Annotated in this window: 18 protein-coding genes; 10 read left to right on the top strand and 8 right to left on the bottom strand. The window is 71.2% G+C overall.

Annotated elements, in window-relative coordinates:
* The first annotated feature begins 85 nt into the window (after positions 1-85).
* On the top strand, positions 86-862 hold the full coding sequence (locus tag A4R43_RS23855; protein ID WP_113694373.1) for an isoprenyl transferase: 777 nt from the start codon (positions 86-88) through the stop codon (positions 860-862).
* 78 nt (positions 863-940) lie between these two features.
* Here the strand turns inward: A4R43_RS23855 and A4R43_RS23850 are convergent, their stop codons facing one another.
* Positions 941-1,189: a hypothetical protein gene (locus tag A4R43_RS23850; RefSeq protein ID WP_113694372.1), complete on the bottom strand. Its 249-nt coding sequence runs from the start codon at positions 1,187-1,189 to the stop codon at positions 941-943.
* A gap of 740 nt (positions 1,190-1,929) precedes the next feature.
* Between A4R43_RS23850 and A4R43_RS23845 the strand changes: the two genes are divergently transcribed.
* The gene (locus tag A4R43_RS23845) at positions 1,930-3,216 is read left to right on the top strand and encodes a PhoH family protein (protein ID WP_113694371.1); all 1,287 of its coding nucleotides are present in this window, start codon (positions 1,930-1,932) and stop codon (positions 3,214-3,216) included.
* Positions 3,217-3,277: 61 nt separating this feature from the next.
* On the opposite strand, the gene guaB1 is transcribed toward A4R43_RS23845, so the two are convergent.
* Together guaB1 and A4R43_RS23835 are read right to left on the bottom strand one after the other, a co-directional pair.
* Positions 3,278-4,717: a GMP reductase gene (gene guaB1 / locus A4R43_RS23840; RefSeq protein ID WP_113694370.1), complete on the bottom strand. Its 1,440-nt coding sequence runs from the start codon at positions 4,715-4,717 to the stop codon at positions 3,278-3,280.
* 102 nt (positions 4,718-4,819) lie between these two features.
* Entirely contained in the window at positions 4,820-5,437 is a 618-nt protein-coding gene (locus A4R43_RS23835) for an MBL fold metallo-hydrolase (RefSeq protein ID WP_113694369.1), read from the bottom strand.
* A 74-nt stretch (positions 5,438-5,511) separates the two neighbouring features.
* Here A4R43_RS23835 and A4R43_RS23830 point away from each other — a divergent pair, with 74 nt between their 5' ends.
* The 7 genes from A4R43_RS23830 (at position 5,512) to A4R43_RS23800 (ending at position 10,330) form a co-directional block, all read left to right on the top strand.
* Entirely contained in the window at positions 5,512-6,729 is a 1,218-nt protein-coding gene (locus A4R43_RS23830) for an NADH:flavin oxidoreductase/NADH oxidase family protein (protein WP_113697839.1), read from the top strand.
* A gap of 76 nt (positions 6,730-6,805) precedes the next feature.
* Entirely contained in the window at positions 6,806-7,765 is a 960-nt protein-coding gene (locus A4R43_RS23825; protein ID WP_113694368.1) for an ArsR/SmtB family transcription factor, read from the top strand.
* A 17-nt stretch (positions 7,766-7,782) separates the two neighbouring features.
* Positions 7,783-8,073: a hypothetical protein gene (locus A4R43_RS23820; protein ID WP_162788571.1), complete on the top strand. Its 291-nt coding sequence runs from the start codon at positions 7,783-7,785 to the stop codon at positions 8,071-8,073.
* Positions 8,070-8,609, top strand: a complete 540-nt coding sequence (locus A4R43_RS23815) for a hypothetical protein (RefSeq protein WP_113694366.1) — start codon at positions 8,070-8,072, stop codon at positions 8,607-8,609. Before A4R43_RS23820 ends, A4R43_RS23815 begins: the two co-directional genes overlap by 4 nt.
* A gap of 32 nt (positions 8,610-8,641) precedes the next feature.
* The gene (locus A4R43_RS23810) at positions 8,642-9,454 is read left to right on the top strand and encodes an NBR1-Ig-like domain-containing protein (protein ID WP_113694365.1); all 813 of its coding nucleotides are present in this window, start codon (positions 8,642-8,644) and stop codon (positions 9,452-9,454) included.
* 145 nt (positions 9,455-9,599) lie between these two features.
* Positions 9,600-9,992, top strand: coding sequence for a cupredoxin domain-containing protein (locus A4R43_RS23805; RefSeq protein WP_113694364.1), 393 nt, complete (start codon positions 9,600-9,602; stop codon positions 9,990-9,992).
* A gap of 11 nt (positions 9,993-10,003) precedes the next feature.
* Positions 10,004-10,330, top strand: coding sequence for a hypothetical protein (locus tag A4R43_RS23800; protein ID WP_113694363.1), 327 nt, complete (start codon positions 10,004-10,006; stop codon positions 10,328-10,330).
* Here A4R43_RS23800 and A4R43_RS23795 read toward each other — a convergent pair.
* The 4 genes from A4R43_RS23795 to A4R43_RS44120 all read right to left on the bottom strand — a co-directional run bounded on the left by A4R43_RS23795 (position 10,308) and on the right by A4R43_RS44120 (position 15,255).
* A complete protein-coding gene (locus A4R43_RS23795) occupies positions 10,308-11,834 on the bottom strand; it encodes an ATP-dependent DNA ligase (RefSeq protein WP_113694362.1) in 1,527 nt (508 codons plus the stop codon). The genes A4R43_RS23800 and A4R43_RS23795 overlap by 23 nt on opposite strands.
* A gap of 37 nt (positions 11,835-11,871) precedes the next feature.
* On the bottom strand, positions 11,872-13,536 hold the full coding sequence (locus A4R43_RS23790; RefSeq protein WP_113694361.1) for a PstS family phosphate ABC transporter substrate-binding protein: 1,665 nt from the start codon (positions 13,534-13,536) through the stop codon (positions 11,872-11,874).
* Between the two features lie 65 nt (positions 13,537-13,601).
* Positions 13,602-14,993 carry a MocR-like pyridoxine biosynthesis transcription factor PdxR gene (pdxR, locus tag A4R43_RS23785; RefSeq protein ID WP_113694360.1) on the bottom strand — a complete coding sequence of 464 codons (1,392 nt, stop codon included), beginning with the start codon at positions 14,991-14,993 and terminating at the stop codon, positions 13,602-13,604.
* Positions 14,983-15,255, bottom strand: a complete 273-nt coding sequence (locus A4R43_RS44120; protein WP_236808215.1) for a hypothetical protein — start codon at positions 15,253-15,255, stop codon at positions 14,983-14,985. The genes pdxR and A4R43_RS44120 overlap by 11 nt, the downstream gene beginning before the upstream one ends.
* A gap of 404 nt (positions 15,256-15,659) precedes the next feature.
* On the opposite strand from A4R43_RS44120, the gene A4R43_RS23775 reads away from it, so the two are divergent.
* Positions 15,660-16,532: a DMT family transporter gene (locus A4R43_RS23775; RefSeq protein ID WP_113697838.1), complete on the top strand. Its 873-nt coding sequence runs from the start codon at positions 15,660-15,662 to the stop codon at positions 16,530-16,532.
* Here A4R43_RS23775 and A4R43_RS23770 read toward each other — a convergent pair.
* Positions 16,515-16,952 (bottom strand): SRPBCC family protein, encoded by a 438-nt coding sequence (locus tag A4R43_RS23770; protein WP_162788570.1) that lies wholly within the window; start codon positions 16,950-16,952, stop codon positions 16,515-16,517. The two genes, A4R43_RS23775 and A4R43_RS23770, sit on opposite strands and share 18 nt — an antisense overlap.
* Positions 16,953-16,974: the final 22 nt, after the last annotated feature.

The raw sequence follows: 16,974 nt of genomic DNA, 5'->3' as shown, positions 1-16,974 counted from the left end.
CCAGGCTACGGGACCGTAGGTCGATTTCCACTCGACCGTGGCGCGGCACACCGCCACCCGCACGGGTTGCGTACGCTGTGCCGACGTGAGCGTTCGATCATTCGTCGCCGACATCGTGTACAGCGCGTACTCGCGGCGCCTCATCCAGCAGGCCGCGGGCAAGCACCCGCGGCACATCGCGATCATGCTGGACGGCAACCGCAGATGGGCGCGCGAGGCCGGCTTCACCGACGTCAGCGACGGCCACCGCGTCGGCGCCAAGAAGATCGCCGACTTCCTCAGCTGGTGCCGCGAGGCCGACGTCGAGGTGGTCACGCTCTGGCTGCTCTCCACCGACAACCTCAACCGGACCTCCGACGAGGTCGAGGCGCTGCTCGAGATCATTCCCGACGTGGTCGACGAGCTGTCCGGGCCGGACACGCCGTGGCGCCTGCGCATGGTCGGCGCGCTCGACCTGCTGCCCGAGCACACCGCCAAGCGGCTGACCGCCGCCGCCGAGCGCACCGACAAGCGCACCGGCATGGAGGTCAACATCGCGGTCGGCTACGGCGGCCGCCAGGAGATCGCCGACGCCGTGCGCAAGCTCCTGCTCCACCACGCCGACGAGGGCACCAGCATCCGCGAGCTGGCCAAGATCCTCGACGTCGACCACATCTCCGAGCACATGTACACCTCGGGCCAGCCCGACCCCGATCTCATCATCCGGACCTCGGGGGAGCAGCGGCTGTCCGGTTTCCTGCTCTGGCAGTCCGCGCACTCGGAGTTCTGGTTCACCGAAGCGTACTGGCCCGCCTTCCGCCGGGTCGACTTCCTGCGTGCGCTGCGTGACTTCGCGGTGCGGCACCGCCGTTTCGGCGCCTGACCGCAAGCCGCCATTTCAGTCGAACATGACAAAGGGCCCGGAGCGAACTCCGGGCCCTTTGCATGGTTACTCGTTCGATCAGTCTTCGTCGAACGAGTACAGGATCAGCGCCGGGGTGTTGGCGATACCGGCGTACGCGCCCGCGACCAGCGAAGCGGCACCGTAGCCGAGTGCGCCGCCGCCCTCGATGAAGGTGTAGTAGGCGTCCGAGAAGGTCACCTTGTCGGTGGCGTTGGAGTCGGTGTCCGGCGTCTGCGCGAACGCGGTGCCGCCGACCATCATCAGGCCCACGGCGGTAGCGGCCACAAAACCAGCCTTCTTCAGCACTGCGCACACTCCTAGGTAGAAATGGAACTCCGGGGGAGTCGAGGGGGTCCCTGCGTTTCCCTCGACGTGAAAATTACTACCGATTCCGGCTCGCTGTCTGTTTGGTGCCACCATTGTGTGAGCCTTTTCCTGGGCCGCTCACCCGTTCCGGGTGCCGTTCGCATTCTCGCCGGGCGGTCCACAATGTCCTGTGCTAAAGACAAAGTGGACAATCACGCGCGTTCGATTGTTCATTCGGCGTGGTGAACGCACATCGCGCGGGTGTACCCGGTCCGGGTGATCAACTACGCAGGGTGACAACGCACCTGGTCTCACTCCCTGTTCGTAACCTGCGACTGACGGTGAGATGACGGTTTGACGAATCACCTGGGTGGCTGCCTGCAGTAGTCGCGATCCGCAGGTAGCTTGCGAAGTGATGGACCGCGACCCCTGCGGGCCATCACGGGAGGCCCTGGTCGTGGCGGTCGTAGAAGGAGCGGTCCAACCGCTCGTGATACGCACGAGTGGGCCGGCACCCGGCCCTCGTGGCCGCGAAGGCTGAGGCGCACAGCGTCGAAGCCCGAGCGGACCAACCGGGGCAGTGCCCGGCCCAGCGAGTGCGGGCGTGGTGCCACGCCCACGAGGGAGATGCCGTCGTGACTGCGCAGCGTTTGCCCCGAAAGGCCTCCGGCCGCTCTTCGACCAGTGCTTCCGGCACTGAGAAAGTTCTCGAATCCCCAGAAAGCCCGCGGCACACCTATGTGCTCGACACCTCGGTCCTGCTGTCCGACCCCTGGGCCGTGACCAGGTTCGCCGAGCACGCGGTGGTCCTGCCGCTGGTGGTCATCAGCGAGCTGGAGGCCAAGCGCCACCACCCCGAGCTGGGCTGGTTCGCGCGCGAGTCGCTCCGCCTGCTCGACGACCTCCGGCGCACCCACGGTCGGCTGGACGCCCCGGTTCCCATTGGCGAAAGCGGAGGCACGCTGCACGTCGAGCTGAACCACTCGGACCAGTCGGTATTGCCGCCGGGTTTCCGCACCGACTCCAACGACCACCGCATCCTGGCCTGCGCGCTCAACCTCGCGGTCGAGCTGGACGCGGTGACGCTGGTGACCAAGGACATCCCGCTGCGGGTCAAGGCGGGCGCGGTGGGGCTGGTGGCCGACGAGTACCGGGCGCAGGAGGTCACGCCCTCGGGCTGGACCGGCATGCACGACGTCGACGTGCAGCAGCCGGTGCTGGACGCGCTCTTCCACGACGGGCCGGTCACCCCGGCCGAGTTCGGGCTCGACGAACTGGGTGAGCTGCCCTGTCACACCGGGCTGCGGCTGCTCGCGGGCAGCTCCAGCGCGCTGGCCAGGATCACCCCGGACAAGCGGATCCGGCTGGTCCGCGGTGACAAGGAGGCCTTCGGCCTGCACGGCCGGTCCGCGGAGCAGCGGATCGCGCTGGACCTGCTGCTCGACCCCGAGATCGGCATCGTCTCGCTCGGCGGCCGGGCGGGCACCGGCAAGTCGGCGCTCGCGCTGTGCGCCGGGCTGGAGTCGGTGATGGAACGCCGTGCGCACCGCAAGGTCGTGGTGTTCCGGCCGGTCTACGCGGTCGGCGGGCAGGACCTCGGGTACCTGCCCGGCTCCGAGAGCGAGAAGATGCAGCCGTGGGCGCAGGCGGTGTTCGACACCCTCGGCGCGCTGGTCAGCCAGGACGTGCTGGACGAGGTGTTCGACCGCGGCATGCTCGAGGTGCTGCCGCTGACGCACATCCGCGGCCGGTCGCTGCACGACGCCTTCGTGATCGTCGACGAGGCGCAGTCGCTGGAGCGGAACGTGCTGCTCACCGTGCTTTCACGGCTGGGCACGGCGTCGCGGGTGGTGCTCACGCACGACGTGGCGCAGCGCGACAACCTGCGCGTCGGGCGGCACGACGGGGTCTCGGCGGTGATCGAGAAGCTGAAGGGGCACCCGCTGTTCGCGCACGTCACGCTGACACGGTCGGAACGCTCGCCGATCGCGGCACTGGTGACCGAGATGCTGGAGGACCACGGCTGACCGGACGTCACGAATGTGGCTTTCGGGACGCAGAACGTCTCGAAAGCCACATTCGTGACACTCACCAGCCGGCGGGCAGGGGGCGGCCTTCGGCGAAGCCGGCGGCCGACTGGACGCCCAGCACGGCCCGCTCGTGCAGCTCCTCCAGCGTGCGCGCGCCCGCGTAGGTGCACGCCGAGCGCACGCCCGAGCCGATCGAGTCCAGCAGGTCCTCGACGCCGGGCCGCGCCGGGTCCAGCGCCATGCGCGAGGACGAGATGCCCTCCTCGAACAGGCCCTTCTTGGCGCGTTCGTACACGTTGTCCGTGCGCGTCCGTGCGCCGACGGCGCGCTTCGACGCCATGCCGAACGACTCCTTGTACGGCCGCCCCTGCTCGTCGTAGCGCAGGTCGCCGGGGGATTCGTGGGTGCCGGCGAACCACGAGCCGACCATCGCCGCCGAAGCGCCGGCCGCCAGCGCGAGCGCGATGTCGCGCGGGTGCCGCACGCCACCGTCGGCCCACACGTGCTTGCCCAGCTCACGGGCCGCTGCCGCGCATTCGGCGACCGCGGAGAACTGCGGGCGCCCGACGCCGGTGGCCATCCGCGTGGTGCACATCGCACCGGGGCCGACGCCGACCTTGACCACGTCGGCACCGGCGGCGATCAGGTCGCGCGTGCCCTCGGCGGTGACCACGTTGCCCGCCACCACCGGCACCGCCGGCGACACCGACCGGACCGCCTTCAACGCGGCGATCATCTTCTCCTGGTGCCCGTGCGCGGTGTCGACCACCAGCACGTCCACGCCCCCGCCGAGCACGGCCTCCGCCTTGGCGGCCACGTCGCCGTTGACGCCGATCGCGGCGGCCACGCGCAGCCTGCCCGCGGCGTCCAGCGCGGGCGTGTAGATCTCCGCCCGCAGCGCGGCGACCTGGGTGAGCACCCCGGCGAGCCGCCCGTTCTCGTCGACGCCCAGCGCGAGCGGGTCGCCGTGCTCGTGCAGCCGCTCGAAGACCTCACGCGGTGCGGTGTCCAGCGGCACGGTGACCGCGGCGGGCTCGACGATCTCGGCGAGCCGCGCGAACCGGTCGACGCCCTGGCAGGCGGCCTCGGTGACGATGCCGGCCGGGCGGCCGTCGTCGTCGACCACCACCACCGCGCCGTGGGCGCGCTTGCCGACCAGGTTCAGGGCGTCGGCCACGGCGTCGCCGCCGGTCAGCACGAGCGGGGTGTCCCAGACCACGTGCCTGCTCTTCACCCAGGCGGTGATGTCGGCCACGGCGGCCGGGTCCACGTCCTGCGGCAGCACCACCAGCCCACCGCGGCGGGCCACGGTCTCCGCCATGCGGCGGCCCGCGACGGCGGTCATGTTCGCCACCACCACCGGGAGGGTGGCGCCGGTGCCGTCCACGGTGGAGAGGTCGACGTCGAACCGGGATTCCACGTCGGAGCGGTTCGGGACGAGGAAGACGTCGTCGTAGGTCAGGTCGTGGGCAGGCCGGTGGCCATCGAGAAAACGCACGATGCCCCAGGTTACAGGGCGATCAAGGAACGCGGGCCGGACATCAGCTGGCGCAGCACGCGCGTGGTCCACCGGCCGGAGATCGACAATCCGTTCGGGGTGTCAGTCCCAGCCGGGTGAAGCGGCCTTCTCCGCGCCGATCGTGGTGCCCTCGCCGTGGCCGGTGTTCACGCGGGTGTCCGGCGGCAGCGCGAAAAGCTTGTCCTGGATGGACTTCTTGATGGTCGGGTAGTCCGAATAGGACCGTCCGGTGGCGCCAGGCCCGCCGTTGAAGAGGGTGTCGCCGGTGAACACCGTGCCCAGGTCGGCCGCGTACAGGCAGACCGCGCCGGGCGCGTGGCCCGGGGTGTGGATCACCTTGAGCGTGGTCCCGGCGACGGTCAGCTCCTGCCCGTCGGCCAGCTCGCTGTCCGGTTCGCGGCCGGGGTGGGTGAGGTCCCACAGCACGCGGTCCTCGGGGTGCAGCAGGATCGGCGCGCCGGTGCGGCTGGCCAGCTCGGGGGCCGCGTTGACGTGGTCGTTGTGCGCGTGCGTGCACACGATGGCGACCAGTTCGCGGTCGCCGATCGCCTCTTCGATCAGGGTCGCGTCGTGCGCGGCGTCGATGACCAGCACCTCCTGGTCGTCGCCGACCAGCCAGACGTTGTTGTCCACGTCCCAGCTGCCGCCGTCGAGCTGGAAGACGCCGGAGGTCACCACGTTCTGCACTATCGCCGTCATGCCGCCGGACCCTAACAGTGACCGGGATCACCTTCAGATACTGGCGGTATCTACTGTCCCGTTAAATGGCGCGCATGGGTGCGGTGCAACTGCTGGCGGAGCCGTTGGAACTGCGGTGCGGGGCGAAGCTGCCGCACCGGATCGCCAAGTCGGCGCTGAGCGAGCAGCTCGGCGACCGCCGCAACCGCCCGTCGCCGGAACTGGTCGAGCTGTACCGGACCTGGGCGCGTGGTGGCTCCGGCCTGCTCTGCACCGGCAACGTGATGGTCGATCCGGCCGCGCTCGGTGAACCGCGGAACGTGGCTTTGCCCGCGAAACCCGACGCCGCCGAGTACCGGGGCTGGGCCGACGCGGTGACCGGCACCGGCGCTCAGCTCTGGGTGCAGCTCAACCACCCCGGCAGGCAGAGCCCGCGGTTCCTCTCGCGCCAGCCGGTCGCGCCCTCGGCCGTGCCGTTCGAGACCCGCGGCATCCGCTCGGTGTTCGCGCCCCCGCGCGAGCTGTCCGGCGACGAGATCGAGGCGATCATCGACCGCTTCGCGCTCGCCGCGCTCACCTTCGTCGAGGCGGGTTTCAGCGGTGTCCAGCTGCACGGCGCGCACGGTTACCTGATCTCGCAGTTCCTCTCCCCGCTGACCAACCGGCGCACGGACGTCTGGGGTCGCGAGCGCAGCCGCTTCCTGCTGGAGGTGGTGCGGGCGGTGCGCGCCGCGATCGGGGACTCGGTGCCGCTGTCGGTGAAGCTGAACAGCGCGGACTTCCAGCGCGGCGGCTTCACCGAGGAGGAGTCGCTGACGGTGGTGCGTGAGCTGGGCGAGGCCGGGATCGACCTGCTGGAGGTCTCCGGCGGGACCTACGAGCGCGCCGCGATGATGGGCGTGACCAGGGAAAGCACCGGCCGCCGCGAGGCGTACTTCCTGGACTACGCGACCAAGGCCCGCAAGGTCACCGACGTGGCGCTGATGGTCACCGGCGGGTTCAGCACCGCCGACGGCATGGCGGACGCGCTGCGGTTCGGCGCGCTGGACGTGATCGGCCTCGGGCGCCCGCTGACCGTCGCCCCCGACCTGGTCGGGCGGCTGCTCGACGGCGAGGAGATCGGCGCCGAGCGGCGGTGCCCGAAAACCGGGGTCCGGCTGGCCGACAGCTGGCTGGAGATCCAGTGGCACACCCAGCAGATGCACCGGATCGCCGCCGGGAAGCCGGTGGACGTGCGGCGCGGGGCGCTCCGGTCGCTGGTGCACGCCGGGATCAGCGATCCGCTGAACGCCTTCCGCCGGGTGCGCGGCTGAAAGAATTTCACCTGTGCGCCGGTGCCCCGATCCGGATACCGTGAGCGGGCCTGAGCGAACAACAGGAGACGCACGCATGCTGCGGATTCATCTGTCGTCGGCCGATCTGGGCCGGGTGCGCGTTGCCCGCCAGCCCGACGAACTGTGGAACGTGGCGCTCGGCCTGCAACGGCTCCGCGCCGCGGAGGGCCCGTCCGCGCTCGGCGGCTGGCGGACCTGGGCCGGCGAGCGGGTGGCCCGCACGCCCGGCGGGCGCGAGGCGGTGCACCGGCTGGCCACCGTGTTGCCCACCCGCGGGTACTTCCCGGATTTCCTCACCCCGACCAGGGGCGAGGCCACGCTCGACGACGGGTTGCGCACCCTGCTGGAGACCCCGGCCGAGCGGGTGGAGGCGGAGCTGCGGTTGCTCGGTGACCAGCGCTGGGAGCACACCAGGTGGGTCACCGAGACCGGGCTGGGCGGGCTGGCCGGGGCGATGACGCGGTTCCACGAGGTGGCGATCGCGCCGGTTTCGCGGCAGCTGCGGGCGATGTTCGAGGCCGAGCGCATGGTCCGCGACCGGATCCTGCTCGACCAGGGCGTGGAGGCGCTGCTCGACTCCTTCACCCCGTTCGCGCGCTGGCGGGCGCCGGTGCTCGAGGTCGACTTCCCGGTGGAGCAGGAACTCGAGCTCGACGAACGCGGGCTGGTGCTGCTGCCGTCGGCCTTCTGCCGCGGCAGGCCGACCAGCCTGCGCGACCCCGACCTGCCGCCGGTGCTGGTGTATCCGGTGGCCGCGGACTGGTCGGAGCCGAAGGCCGAAGCGGGCGCGATCGCCGCGCTGATCGGGCCGACGCGTCAGCAGGTGCTCGCCTGCATCGCGCAATCCGCTGGCGGGCGCACGACCACGGAAATCGCGCGTGAGCTGGGCGTTTCGACTGCGTCGGCGAGCCAGCACGCGACCGTGCTGCGCAATGCCGGGCTCATCTACAGCAGGCGGCTCGGCAATTCCGTGCTGCACGGGCCGACCGAACTGGGCAAGGCCCTGTCCGGCTGATGCCGGAGGTAATGCCGTTGGAGCTCCTACCGCGGCCGGACGAATGGCCGGAGACAAGATCGGGCAAGGTCGTCACCAGCCTGCTTTTTGTCGTGTTCCTCGGGCTGGCCGGCATTCCGGTCGGCTTCGGGTTCGTGGCCGCCGGGATCCCTGGTGGGCTGCGGTATGCGCTCGTCTTCTCGGTGCTGATGTTCTTGACCGCCGCGTTCGGCTACTTCTCGCAACTGCGGCCGCGGCACCGGGAGTCCGACATCGCGATCGTGAACCGCGATGGAGTGGCGGCCACCGTGCTGCGGGATCGCTGTTGATCTTCTCGCTGCTCGTCGGGATGTTCGCGGGTCTGACCTTGTTCTTCGGGATGGCTGCCGTCGACTACTTCCGAGCCGGTCCCGACGTTCCCGCCAAGCAGATCCCCGGTGTTCTCTGCGCCTTGGCGGCCTTGTTCTTCGGCAGCTTCCTCGTGCTGGTCGCGGCTGGTCGCTTTCGTCGCGGTGAGGTCCGGCTTTCGCCGGAAGGCATCCGGCACCGGGGCTGGTCCTACACCTCGTTCCTGCCCTGGACTGCCTTCGCCGGCGGTAAAGCCACCTTTCGCGGGACGCCGTACGTGCTGGCCATCGCCTATGCGAACGCGCCGTGGGAGCGCAAGCAGTATGCGCCGCTCTGGCGGATCGACAGACTTCCGCCGAAACCGATGATCGCGGTCAACTGCGCCGCCTTCGCGATCGACCGGACGCTGCTTTACCACTTCATCATGTTCTACCTCGACAACCCGGCGGCCCGCGCGGAACTCGGCACCGAGCGCAGCCTCCAGCGTGCGCGTTCCGGGGAGCTGCGGTCCGGCTGATACCCGCAGTGACCACTGGTTACGCTGAGGCGATGACAGACGTGCGTCGCCGGGGGCGGGTGGCGAAGGGGCCGGATCCCGCGGCCGGGCCGGTGGCGGAGTTCGCGCACCGGCTCTGGGAGCTGAAGCGGGCCGCCGGGGACCCGTCGTACGACCGCATGCGGGACGAGCTGGGCGCGCTCGCGTCGAAGTCCGCGTTGTCCGCCGCCGCGCGGGGTACGCGGCTGCCGTCCTGGGACACCACCTGGGAATTCGTCCGCGTGCTGGCGGTCGGCGTGCTGGGGGAGGACGCCGAGCGGGTGCGGCACGAGTGGCGGGGCCGGTGGGAACGCGCCCAGTCGCCCGTCGAAGAAGCCGTGCCCCCGCCGCGGAGCCGGTGGCCGGTGGTGGCGGTCGCCGCCGTGGTCGCGGTGCTGCTGGCCGGCGGGCTGGTGCTGGTGTTCACCCAGGAAGACCCGCCGGAGCAGGCCACGCCCGCGGCGCCGATCGTGGACGGCGACGCGTCCGAGTACGTCAGCGACGTGACGCTGCCGGACGGCGCCCGCGTGCCCACCGACACGCAGGTGATCAAGACCTGGGAGATCCGCAACAGCGGCAGCGTGCCGTGGGTCGGGCGCGTGCTCCGGCGCGAGGGCGGCTTCGGCAACCCCGACGAGTGCGTCACCCCGCCGCGGGTGCCGGTGCCGGACACCGCGCCGGGGCAGACCGTGCGGATCTCGGTCGACGTGCGCACGCCGTCGCGGCCGGGGCACTGCCACGTCTACTGGAAGCTGGCCGACGCGCAGGGCCGCCTGCTGCTCCCCGGCAACCGCGGCCTGTACTTCCTGCTCACCGTGGTGGGTTGAGTTGGCTACCGCCGCCGGTGGCCAAATGCGCTGACCTGCGTGGACATTGGCCATCCGGCCCGCGGCCGGTCGAGTGCTTCCGCGGTGACCACACGGCTCCCTAGCGTCAGTTCCGTCCACAGACGACAGACGGGGAGCACAGACGATGACTACTTCCGGATGGCTCAGGCGCGGTGGCGCGGTGCTCGCGCTGGCGGTGGCGGTGCCGCTGGCGACCGCACCAGCGGGCTCGGCGGCCGAGCGGGTGTGCGCGGGCGGCCAGCTCAAGGGCGGGCAGACCACGCGGGCCGAGGTGCTGGCCGACCAGAAGATCACCATCAAGGTCCACAACCACGACTACCGCGGCATGCTCGTCACCATTCGCGACGTGAAGTTCGACAAGGGCCTGTGGAAGGGCGTGGTCGGGCCGGGCAAGGACAAGAAGGTGAGCACCGACATCTTCGGTGAGCCGCCGCTCGGTTACCAGATCGAGTTCGAGGTCACTTCGAACGCGACGAACAACTACACCTACGCCATCTCGTCGGCCCGTTGTTACTGAGGAGGACTTCCATGCGTGCATTCGCCACCGCCGCGGCCGTGTTCGGCATCGTGGTGACCGGGTTGTCGCTCCCGGCGCAGGCCGCCGAGCAGGGCGCCACCGCCGCGCAGGCACCCAGCGACGTGATCCGCACCTGCGGCGACGGGTACGCCGGCTACATCCGGCGGTTCGGCAAGGACGCGCTCTGCCTCAAGCCGGGCACCCGGACCTGGGGCGGGTTCGAGGCCTTCGAATGCGGCGGCAAGGTGACCGTCTACTTCAAGGACGGCTCGAAGATCGGCTGCCCGACGAACTTCCCGTCCCACGGCGGGGTCGTCAAGACGGTGGCGTACCGCTGACCAGCGTGGCCCGGACGGCGTCGATGGTGTCGGCGTCGCCCGGGTCCTTGTCCGGCCGGTACCGGACCACCCTGGCGAAGCGCAGCGCGACCCCGCCGGGATAGCGGGTGCTCACCTGCGCGCCGTCCAGCTCGATCTCCACCACCAGCTCCGGCCGGACGTGGACGGTCCAGTCGTCGCGTTCGCGCTCGATCTGCTGGAACTTCTCGGTCTGCCAGGCGAGCAGCTCGTCGGTCAGGCCCTTGAACGTCTTGCCGACCATGATCGGCGGGCCGCCGTCGGGATCACGCGCGCCGAGGTGCAGGTTCGACAGGTAGCCGGTGCGGCGGCCGTGCCCCCATTCGGCGGCCAGCACCACCAGGTCGAGCGTGTGCACCTGCTTGACCTTGAGCCAGGCGCTGCCGCGGCGCCCGGCGGCGTAGACCGAATCGAGGTCCTTCACCATCACGCCCTCGTGCCCGGCGGCCAGCGAATCGGCGAGCAGGCGCGCCGGATCGGCCGGCTCGACCTCACCGGGGATCAGGTGCTCGCCCGCCACCTTGCGCAGGGCCGCGTTGCGCTCACGCAGGGGCGCGTCGAGCAGGTCCTCACCGTCGAGATGGAGGCAGTCGAAGAAGTACGGCCGCAGCAGCAGCGCCCGGACCTGCTCGTCGCGGGTGCTGCCGAACCGGCTCATCGTCTCCTGGAACGGCCGCGGCCTGCCGTCGTCGGTGAGCGCCAGCGTCTCGCCGTCGAGCACCACCGAGGTGCACGGCAGCGCACGCACCAGCTCGACCAACTCCGCCACCGAGCCGGTGATCTCCCGCAGCGTGCGGGTGTACACGTGGACTTCGTCGCCGTCGCGGTGCACCTGGATGCGCGCACCGTCCATTTTGTACTCGACCAGCGCGCTCGGGTGCGCGGCGACGGCCTCGGCCAGCGATTCGGCCGGCGACGCGAGCATCGGGCGGATCGGCCTGCCCAGCTCCAGCCGGAACTCGCCGAGCGCGGCGGCCCCGCCGGTCATCGCGGCGACGGCGGTGGCCGGCAGGCGCCCGGACAGCATGAACGCGCGGCGCACCACGTCGAGCGGCACCTCGGCGGCGGCCGCGACCGCGTCCACCATCACCCCTTCGAGGGCGCCCTGACGCAGTTCACCGGTCATCAACCGGACGAGGAACCGCTGCTCGTCCTCGGTGGCCCGGCCGAACAGCTCGTGCAGCGCTTCGGTGCGCGGCTTGCCGGAGCCCGACCCGGTGATCCCGGCGATGTCGGTGAGCCTGCTGTCGACCTCGGCGATGGTCAGCGCCGGCTCGCTCGCCGGGGTGACGCCCAGCTCGGCGAGCGTGCGCCAGCCGACGCCGATCCGGCCCTGCACCAGCTGGCCGGTGAGGAAGCCGACCACCGGCGCCAGCTCCTCGGGCGCGGCGGCACGCAGCACCTCGGCCAGCGTGGCGATCTTCGTCTTGCGAGATCGCGTCGCGCTGAGCGCGGCGGAGGCCTGCACGGCGTCGGCGAGCAACATGGCCCCATTGTGCGGCCGACCCCCGACAGTTCGCGCGTCACTCGCCCCGGACGCACAGCGGGTGCGGGAAACCGTCCTTGCCGACGCACGGGGTGTACCCGGCGTCCTGCAGCTCCGCCCGTGCGGTGTCGCTGCCCAGGTAGTCGACGAACTTCTTCAGCAGCGTGTCGTTCTTCGGCACGCCCTTCGTGTACAGGTATTCGATCGTCCAGAACGGATAGCCCGGCTCGATCGCGGTGAAGTCCGGGTACCGGCCCTCCACCTTCGCGGTCACCACGGCCGGGTCCCGCGCGGTGGCCAGCTTCGCCGCGGGCGCGTCCGCGTACCCGATCGCACCTGGCGTCGCGGCGACCTCCTCCAGCACCTGCGCGGTGCTGCTGCGCTCACATCGGGTGGTCGGCGCGGCCACGGTCGGTTCCTCGCACGAGTCCGACGACAGCACGCCTTCGGAGATCCGGCCACCGGCTCCGCCGAGCACCTTCCGCTCGAAGACCTGCCTGCTGCCCGACTCCTGCCCGCGCCCGACGATCCGGATCGGCAGCGACTCGCCGCCGCGCACGTCCTTCCAGTCCCGCCAGCGCCCTTCGTAGATCCCGCGCAACTGGTCCATGGTCAGGCCGTCGACCCCGGCCGACGCGTTCACCACCACGCCGTAGACCACCACCGCGACCTTCTGCGACACCAGCTCGGGACCGGCCTCCCCGGCGAGCCCGTCGGACAGCACGGCCAGCTCGTGCTGGCGTTCCGGCGGCAGTGTGTTCAGCGCGCGGATGCCGTCGTTGCTGCCGGTCGCGCGGGTGGTCACCGCGGCGCCGGAGCAGCCGCTGGCGTACTCGGCCGCGATGTTCCGCATGATCGGCTCGAAGGCGCTCGAGCCCTCGACGCCGAGCGTGCCCTCGGCGCACTGCTCGGCCAGGTCCGGCCGGGAACCGGCGGTGAGCAGGGTGGCCAGCAGGGCGCCGGTCAGCAGCACGCCCACCGCCACGGTCAGCACCGGCCAGCTCAGCCGCCGCTGGGTTTTCTCGTCCTTGATCCGGCCGCCGGTGATGCGGCCTTCGCGGTGCCACTCCTTGGTGATCTCCGAGGTGGGATCGTCGTCCGGCTCGCGCAGCACCACCACGAGCTTGAACTTCTCCTTGGACTTCAAGGAAAGCTTGCTCAGCCGCACGCCGTGCCACTGCGGCGGCGCCACCGGCTGCGGCTTGCCGCCGAACATGCCGCGCAACCGCTCGGCCATCGACTTCCGCAGCTCGGACAGGCCCTCCTCGGGCACGCCGGTGGAGAAGAACTCCATGTTCTCGCGCACCAGCTTGCGCAGGTCCGGGTCGCTCGCCTCGGAAACCCTGGCGTCCCAGACGATCCGCTTGCCGAAGGTGAACGCGATCGGGGTGTCGAAGTCGTCCGGGCCGATGTCGAAACCGCCGGTGTTGCGGATCCGGATGACCACCACGCTGAGCCGGTCGAGCAGCTGCGCCAGCCGCCGCAGCTGCGGGTCGACGCCCGGTTCGCCGTTGAGGTCGACCGGGTTCAGCCCGATCTTCGAGTTGTACAGCACGCGGAACTGGATCCGCTTGCGCCGCACCAGGTAGCGGTCGGCCAGCGGCGCGCCGATGGCGGCCAGCGCGGCGATGCCGAGCAGCAGGCTGCCCTGGTCGGAGGTCAGCAGCTCGGCGAGCGACTGCAGCAGCTGGCCGATCCCCACACCGCCGGATCCTAGGTGGCGGATTCCCCGTGGCCACGGGAAAACCCCGGCTGTTCACCGGGGGTTCAGCGCCCGGTGACCTCCGCCATTTCGGCCACCGCCGCACGCAGCCGGTCCGGCGACGACGCGGCGTATCCGAGCACCAGCCCGGGAAACGGACGGCCCGCCGCGGAATGCGCGTACCCCGACAGCGCGGGCGCGTGAATGCCGCGCGCGGCCAGCGCCCGGTGCACCTCGGTGTCGTCCGTGCCGTCGGGCAGCCGCACCACCACGTGCAGCCCGGCCGCGATGCCCACCGGTCGCCAGCCGGGCAGCGCGGTGGCGAGCGCGTCGAGCAGGGCGTCGCGTCGTTGGCGGTACAGCCGCCGGGTGCGCCGCAGGTGGCGGTCGTACCCGCCGGACCGCAGCATCCTGGCGAGCGCGGCCTGCGGCAGCGGCGCGCAGCCGAGGTCGTGCCAGTGCTTGGTCCGGACCACCGCCTCGCGCAGGTCCGGCGGCAGCACCAGCCAGCCGATGCGCAACGCGGGGATGAGCACCTTGCTCACGCTGCCGAGGTAGGCCACGCGAGCCGGGTCGAGCGCGCGGATCGCGCCGAGCGCGGGCCGGTCGTAGCGGTGCTCGGCGTCGTAGTCGTCCTCGATGACCAGCCCGCCGGTGCGTTCGGCCCACGACAGCAGCGCGCGCCGCCGCGACGGGTGCAGCGCCATGCCGAGCGGGAACTGGTGCGCGGCCGTCACCAGCACCGAACCGCAGCCGGGATCGGTCAGCTGCCCGATGTCGATGCCGTCCTCGTCGACCGGGACGCCGACCGGTTCGAGGCCGTGGGACGCCAGCAGGTCCGCCTGCCCGAGGTGGCTGGGGTCCTCGACGGCGATCCGGCGGGCGCCGCGCTGGTGCAGCACGGTCGAGAGAAGCGACAGCGCCTCCGCCGCACCGCTGGTGATCACGACGTCGTCGGGGGTGGTCGGCAGCGCGCGCACGCGGCCGAGGTAGCTGGCCAGTTCGACGCGCAGCTCGTGCAGCCCGGCCGGGTCGGGATAGCCGAGTCCGTTGTCCGGCAAGGAGTTCAACGCATCACGCTCGGCGGCGAGCCATTCCGCGCGGGGAAAGGCGCCGAGCGCGGGCAGGCCGGGTTTGAGGTCGTAGCGCCAGGACGGCGCGCTCGGGGGTGGTGCCGCGGGGGTTTCGCTGGTGTCGGCGAGCGGCGCCACGCGCGTGCCGGAACCACGCTCGGCGAACAAATACCCCTCGGCGACGAGTTGCGCGTAGAAGGCCATCACCGTGCCGCGGGCCAAGCCGAGTTGCGCGGCGAGGTCACGACTCGACGGCAGGCGGGTGTGCGCGGGCAGCCTGCCGGAGCGGATCGCGTCGCGCAGCGCGGATTCGGCGGCTTTGCCAGGTCGCCCGGCCGCGTCGATCGCCGGGAGCAGCAACTCGCGCAACGCGTTATCGGGCACGGGCGGCCTCGGCCACTCGGGAGACGCGGAGGTTCCGCCTGCGTTCGGACAATCCGGCGGCTGCCTCGTTGAAGAACAGGCGCGGAAGGCTGTGTTCCTTCGGTGCCATGGCTTCGAAGCCGCCGGTGCGCTGGGCAGGCGAGCGGCGCCTGGGGGTGGCGATGTTGCGCAGGTTGACGCCGGGCGGCACGCCGAAGTCGGACGGGGCCAGTTCCGCGCGGTGCGCTTTCAGGAACCGGCCGAGTTCGGTGGCGTCGCTCATGCCTCCAGTATCCCCGGCCGGTTGGGCAGTGCCTTTCGGCTCGAACCAATAACGCGCACCAATAATCCGCCGGTTAACAGCCGCCTGTCCGGGGGCGGTCTCGGCAGCGTCGGTGAACCGAGCACCCTGGCCGCCTGCGTGCGCGAGCAAGCGTTGCCGGGGTGGCGCCTGAGGTCAACCGCGAGAGCGGTGCTCTCGTAAGTGAGCACCGCTCCAAGACTCGCTGAGAGCGGTGCTCATTTTGGAGAGCACTGCTCTCATGGCACGCGCAGCCTTCCCCAGTCGCCTGGCTAGCGTTGTCGGGCGGGGCGGCGAAGGTGGGCACGATGGTTGTCGGGTGGACCAGGTTGGCAGGGGTCAGGTGGTCCTTTTGAATGGGCCGATTCCTCGCCAAGCTCAGCGCCATGACTGCAACCCTCGCCCCGAACCGCGACCGGCTCGGGATTACCGCGGGTGTGGCCACCGCGGCCATCGTCGGCGGGTCGGTGCCGGTCACCGGGCTGCTCGACGCCTACCCCCTCCTGCTCGGCCAGGCCCTCCGCTACGGCCTCGCCGGTCTGCTCCTCCTCGCCTGGTTCGGCCTCCGCCGCCGTCCGCTGCCGATTCCGAAGTGGACGGACCTGCCCGCCCTGCTCGCACTGGCCGCCACCGGCATGGTCGGCTTCCAGGCCTGCCTGCTCTACGCCCAGCGCCACGCCGAACCCGGCCTCGTCGCCGCGGTGCTCGGCGGCAGCCCGCTGGTGCTCGCCGTCGCGGGGCCGCTGCTCGCCCGCAGGCAACCGTCGGCCGCGCCGGTTTTGGGTGCGGCGCTGGCCGTCGGCGGTGTTGTGGTGCTCACCGGTGGCGGCGCGGCCACCGGCACCGGGCTGGCGCTGGCCGTGCTCGCGATGCTTTGCGAGGCGTGTTTCACGCTCTTCGCAGTGGGCCTGGTCGAGCGGCTCGGGCCGCTCGCGACCTCTGCCTGGAGTTGCGTGGCGGCGGCCGCCGGCAGCGCCGTTCTATCGTCCTTTGTGGAGGATTGGGTGCGACCGGATGCCCGCCAGCTCACCGCTTTGCTGATACTCGCCGTGGTGGTCACCGCGGTGGCGTTCGGCTTCTGGTACTTCGCCGTATCGGTACTCGGCGCCGACCGTGCCGGGGTGCTGATCGGCGTGATGCCGGTGTCCGGCCTGCTCGTCGCGGTGCTGCTCGGCGCGCAGCGGCTCGAGCTGGTCGACCTGGCGGGCGTCGGCCTGGTCGCGCTCGGCGTGCTGGTCGGGTTACGCCGTCGCGGGTGAGGCGAGCCGTTCCAGCGCGGCGCACTTCTCCGGGAAGTGACGCACCACGTTCGCGCCGACCACCCACACCATCACCCTCGCCATCGGCCCGGACAGCGAAACGTGCTGCGTGTACTCGGTGCGCCCGCCCGGCGCGTCGGCCAGCCGGTACTCCAGCCGCATCATGCCCAGCGGGATCGGCTGGTGCAGCTCGATCCGCCGTCCTTCCTCGAAGGCGACCAGCTTGTACGGCCCCGCCGCCTTCCGGTGCACCGCGCCCCAGAACCGGCCCGGCGGCACCAGGTCGCCACCCTCGCCGTGCCTGGTCACCTCGACCAGGTCGGGATCCCAGCGCGACCAGCCCGGCAGATCGGCCAACGCCGGCCAGACCAGCTCGCGGCCGACTTCGAGCAGCTGGGTGGAACTACGTGTCCAGGTCATGCCCCGAAGATATATGGAACTG

Origin of the sequence: Amycolatopsis albispora (assembly GCF_003312875.1) — a bacterium.
GTDB lineage: Bacteria > Actinomycetota > Actinomycetes > Mycobacteriales > Pseudonocardiaceae > Amycolatopsis > Amycolatopsis albispora.
This window is presented reverse-complemented; position numbering and strand designations above follow the sequence as displayed.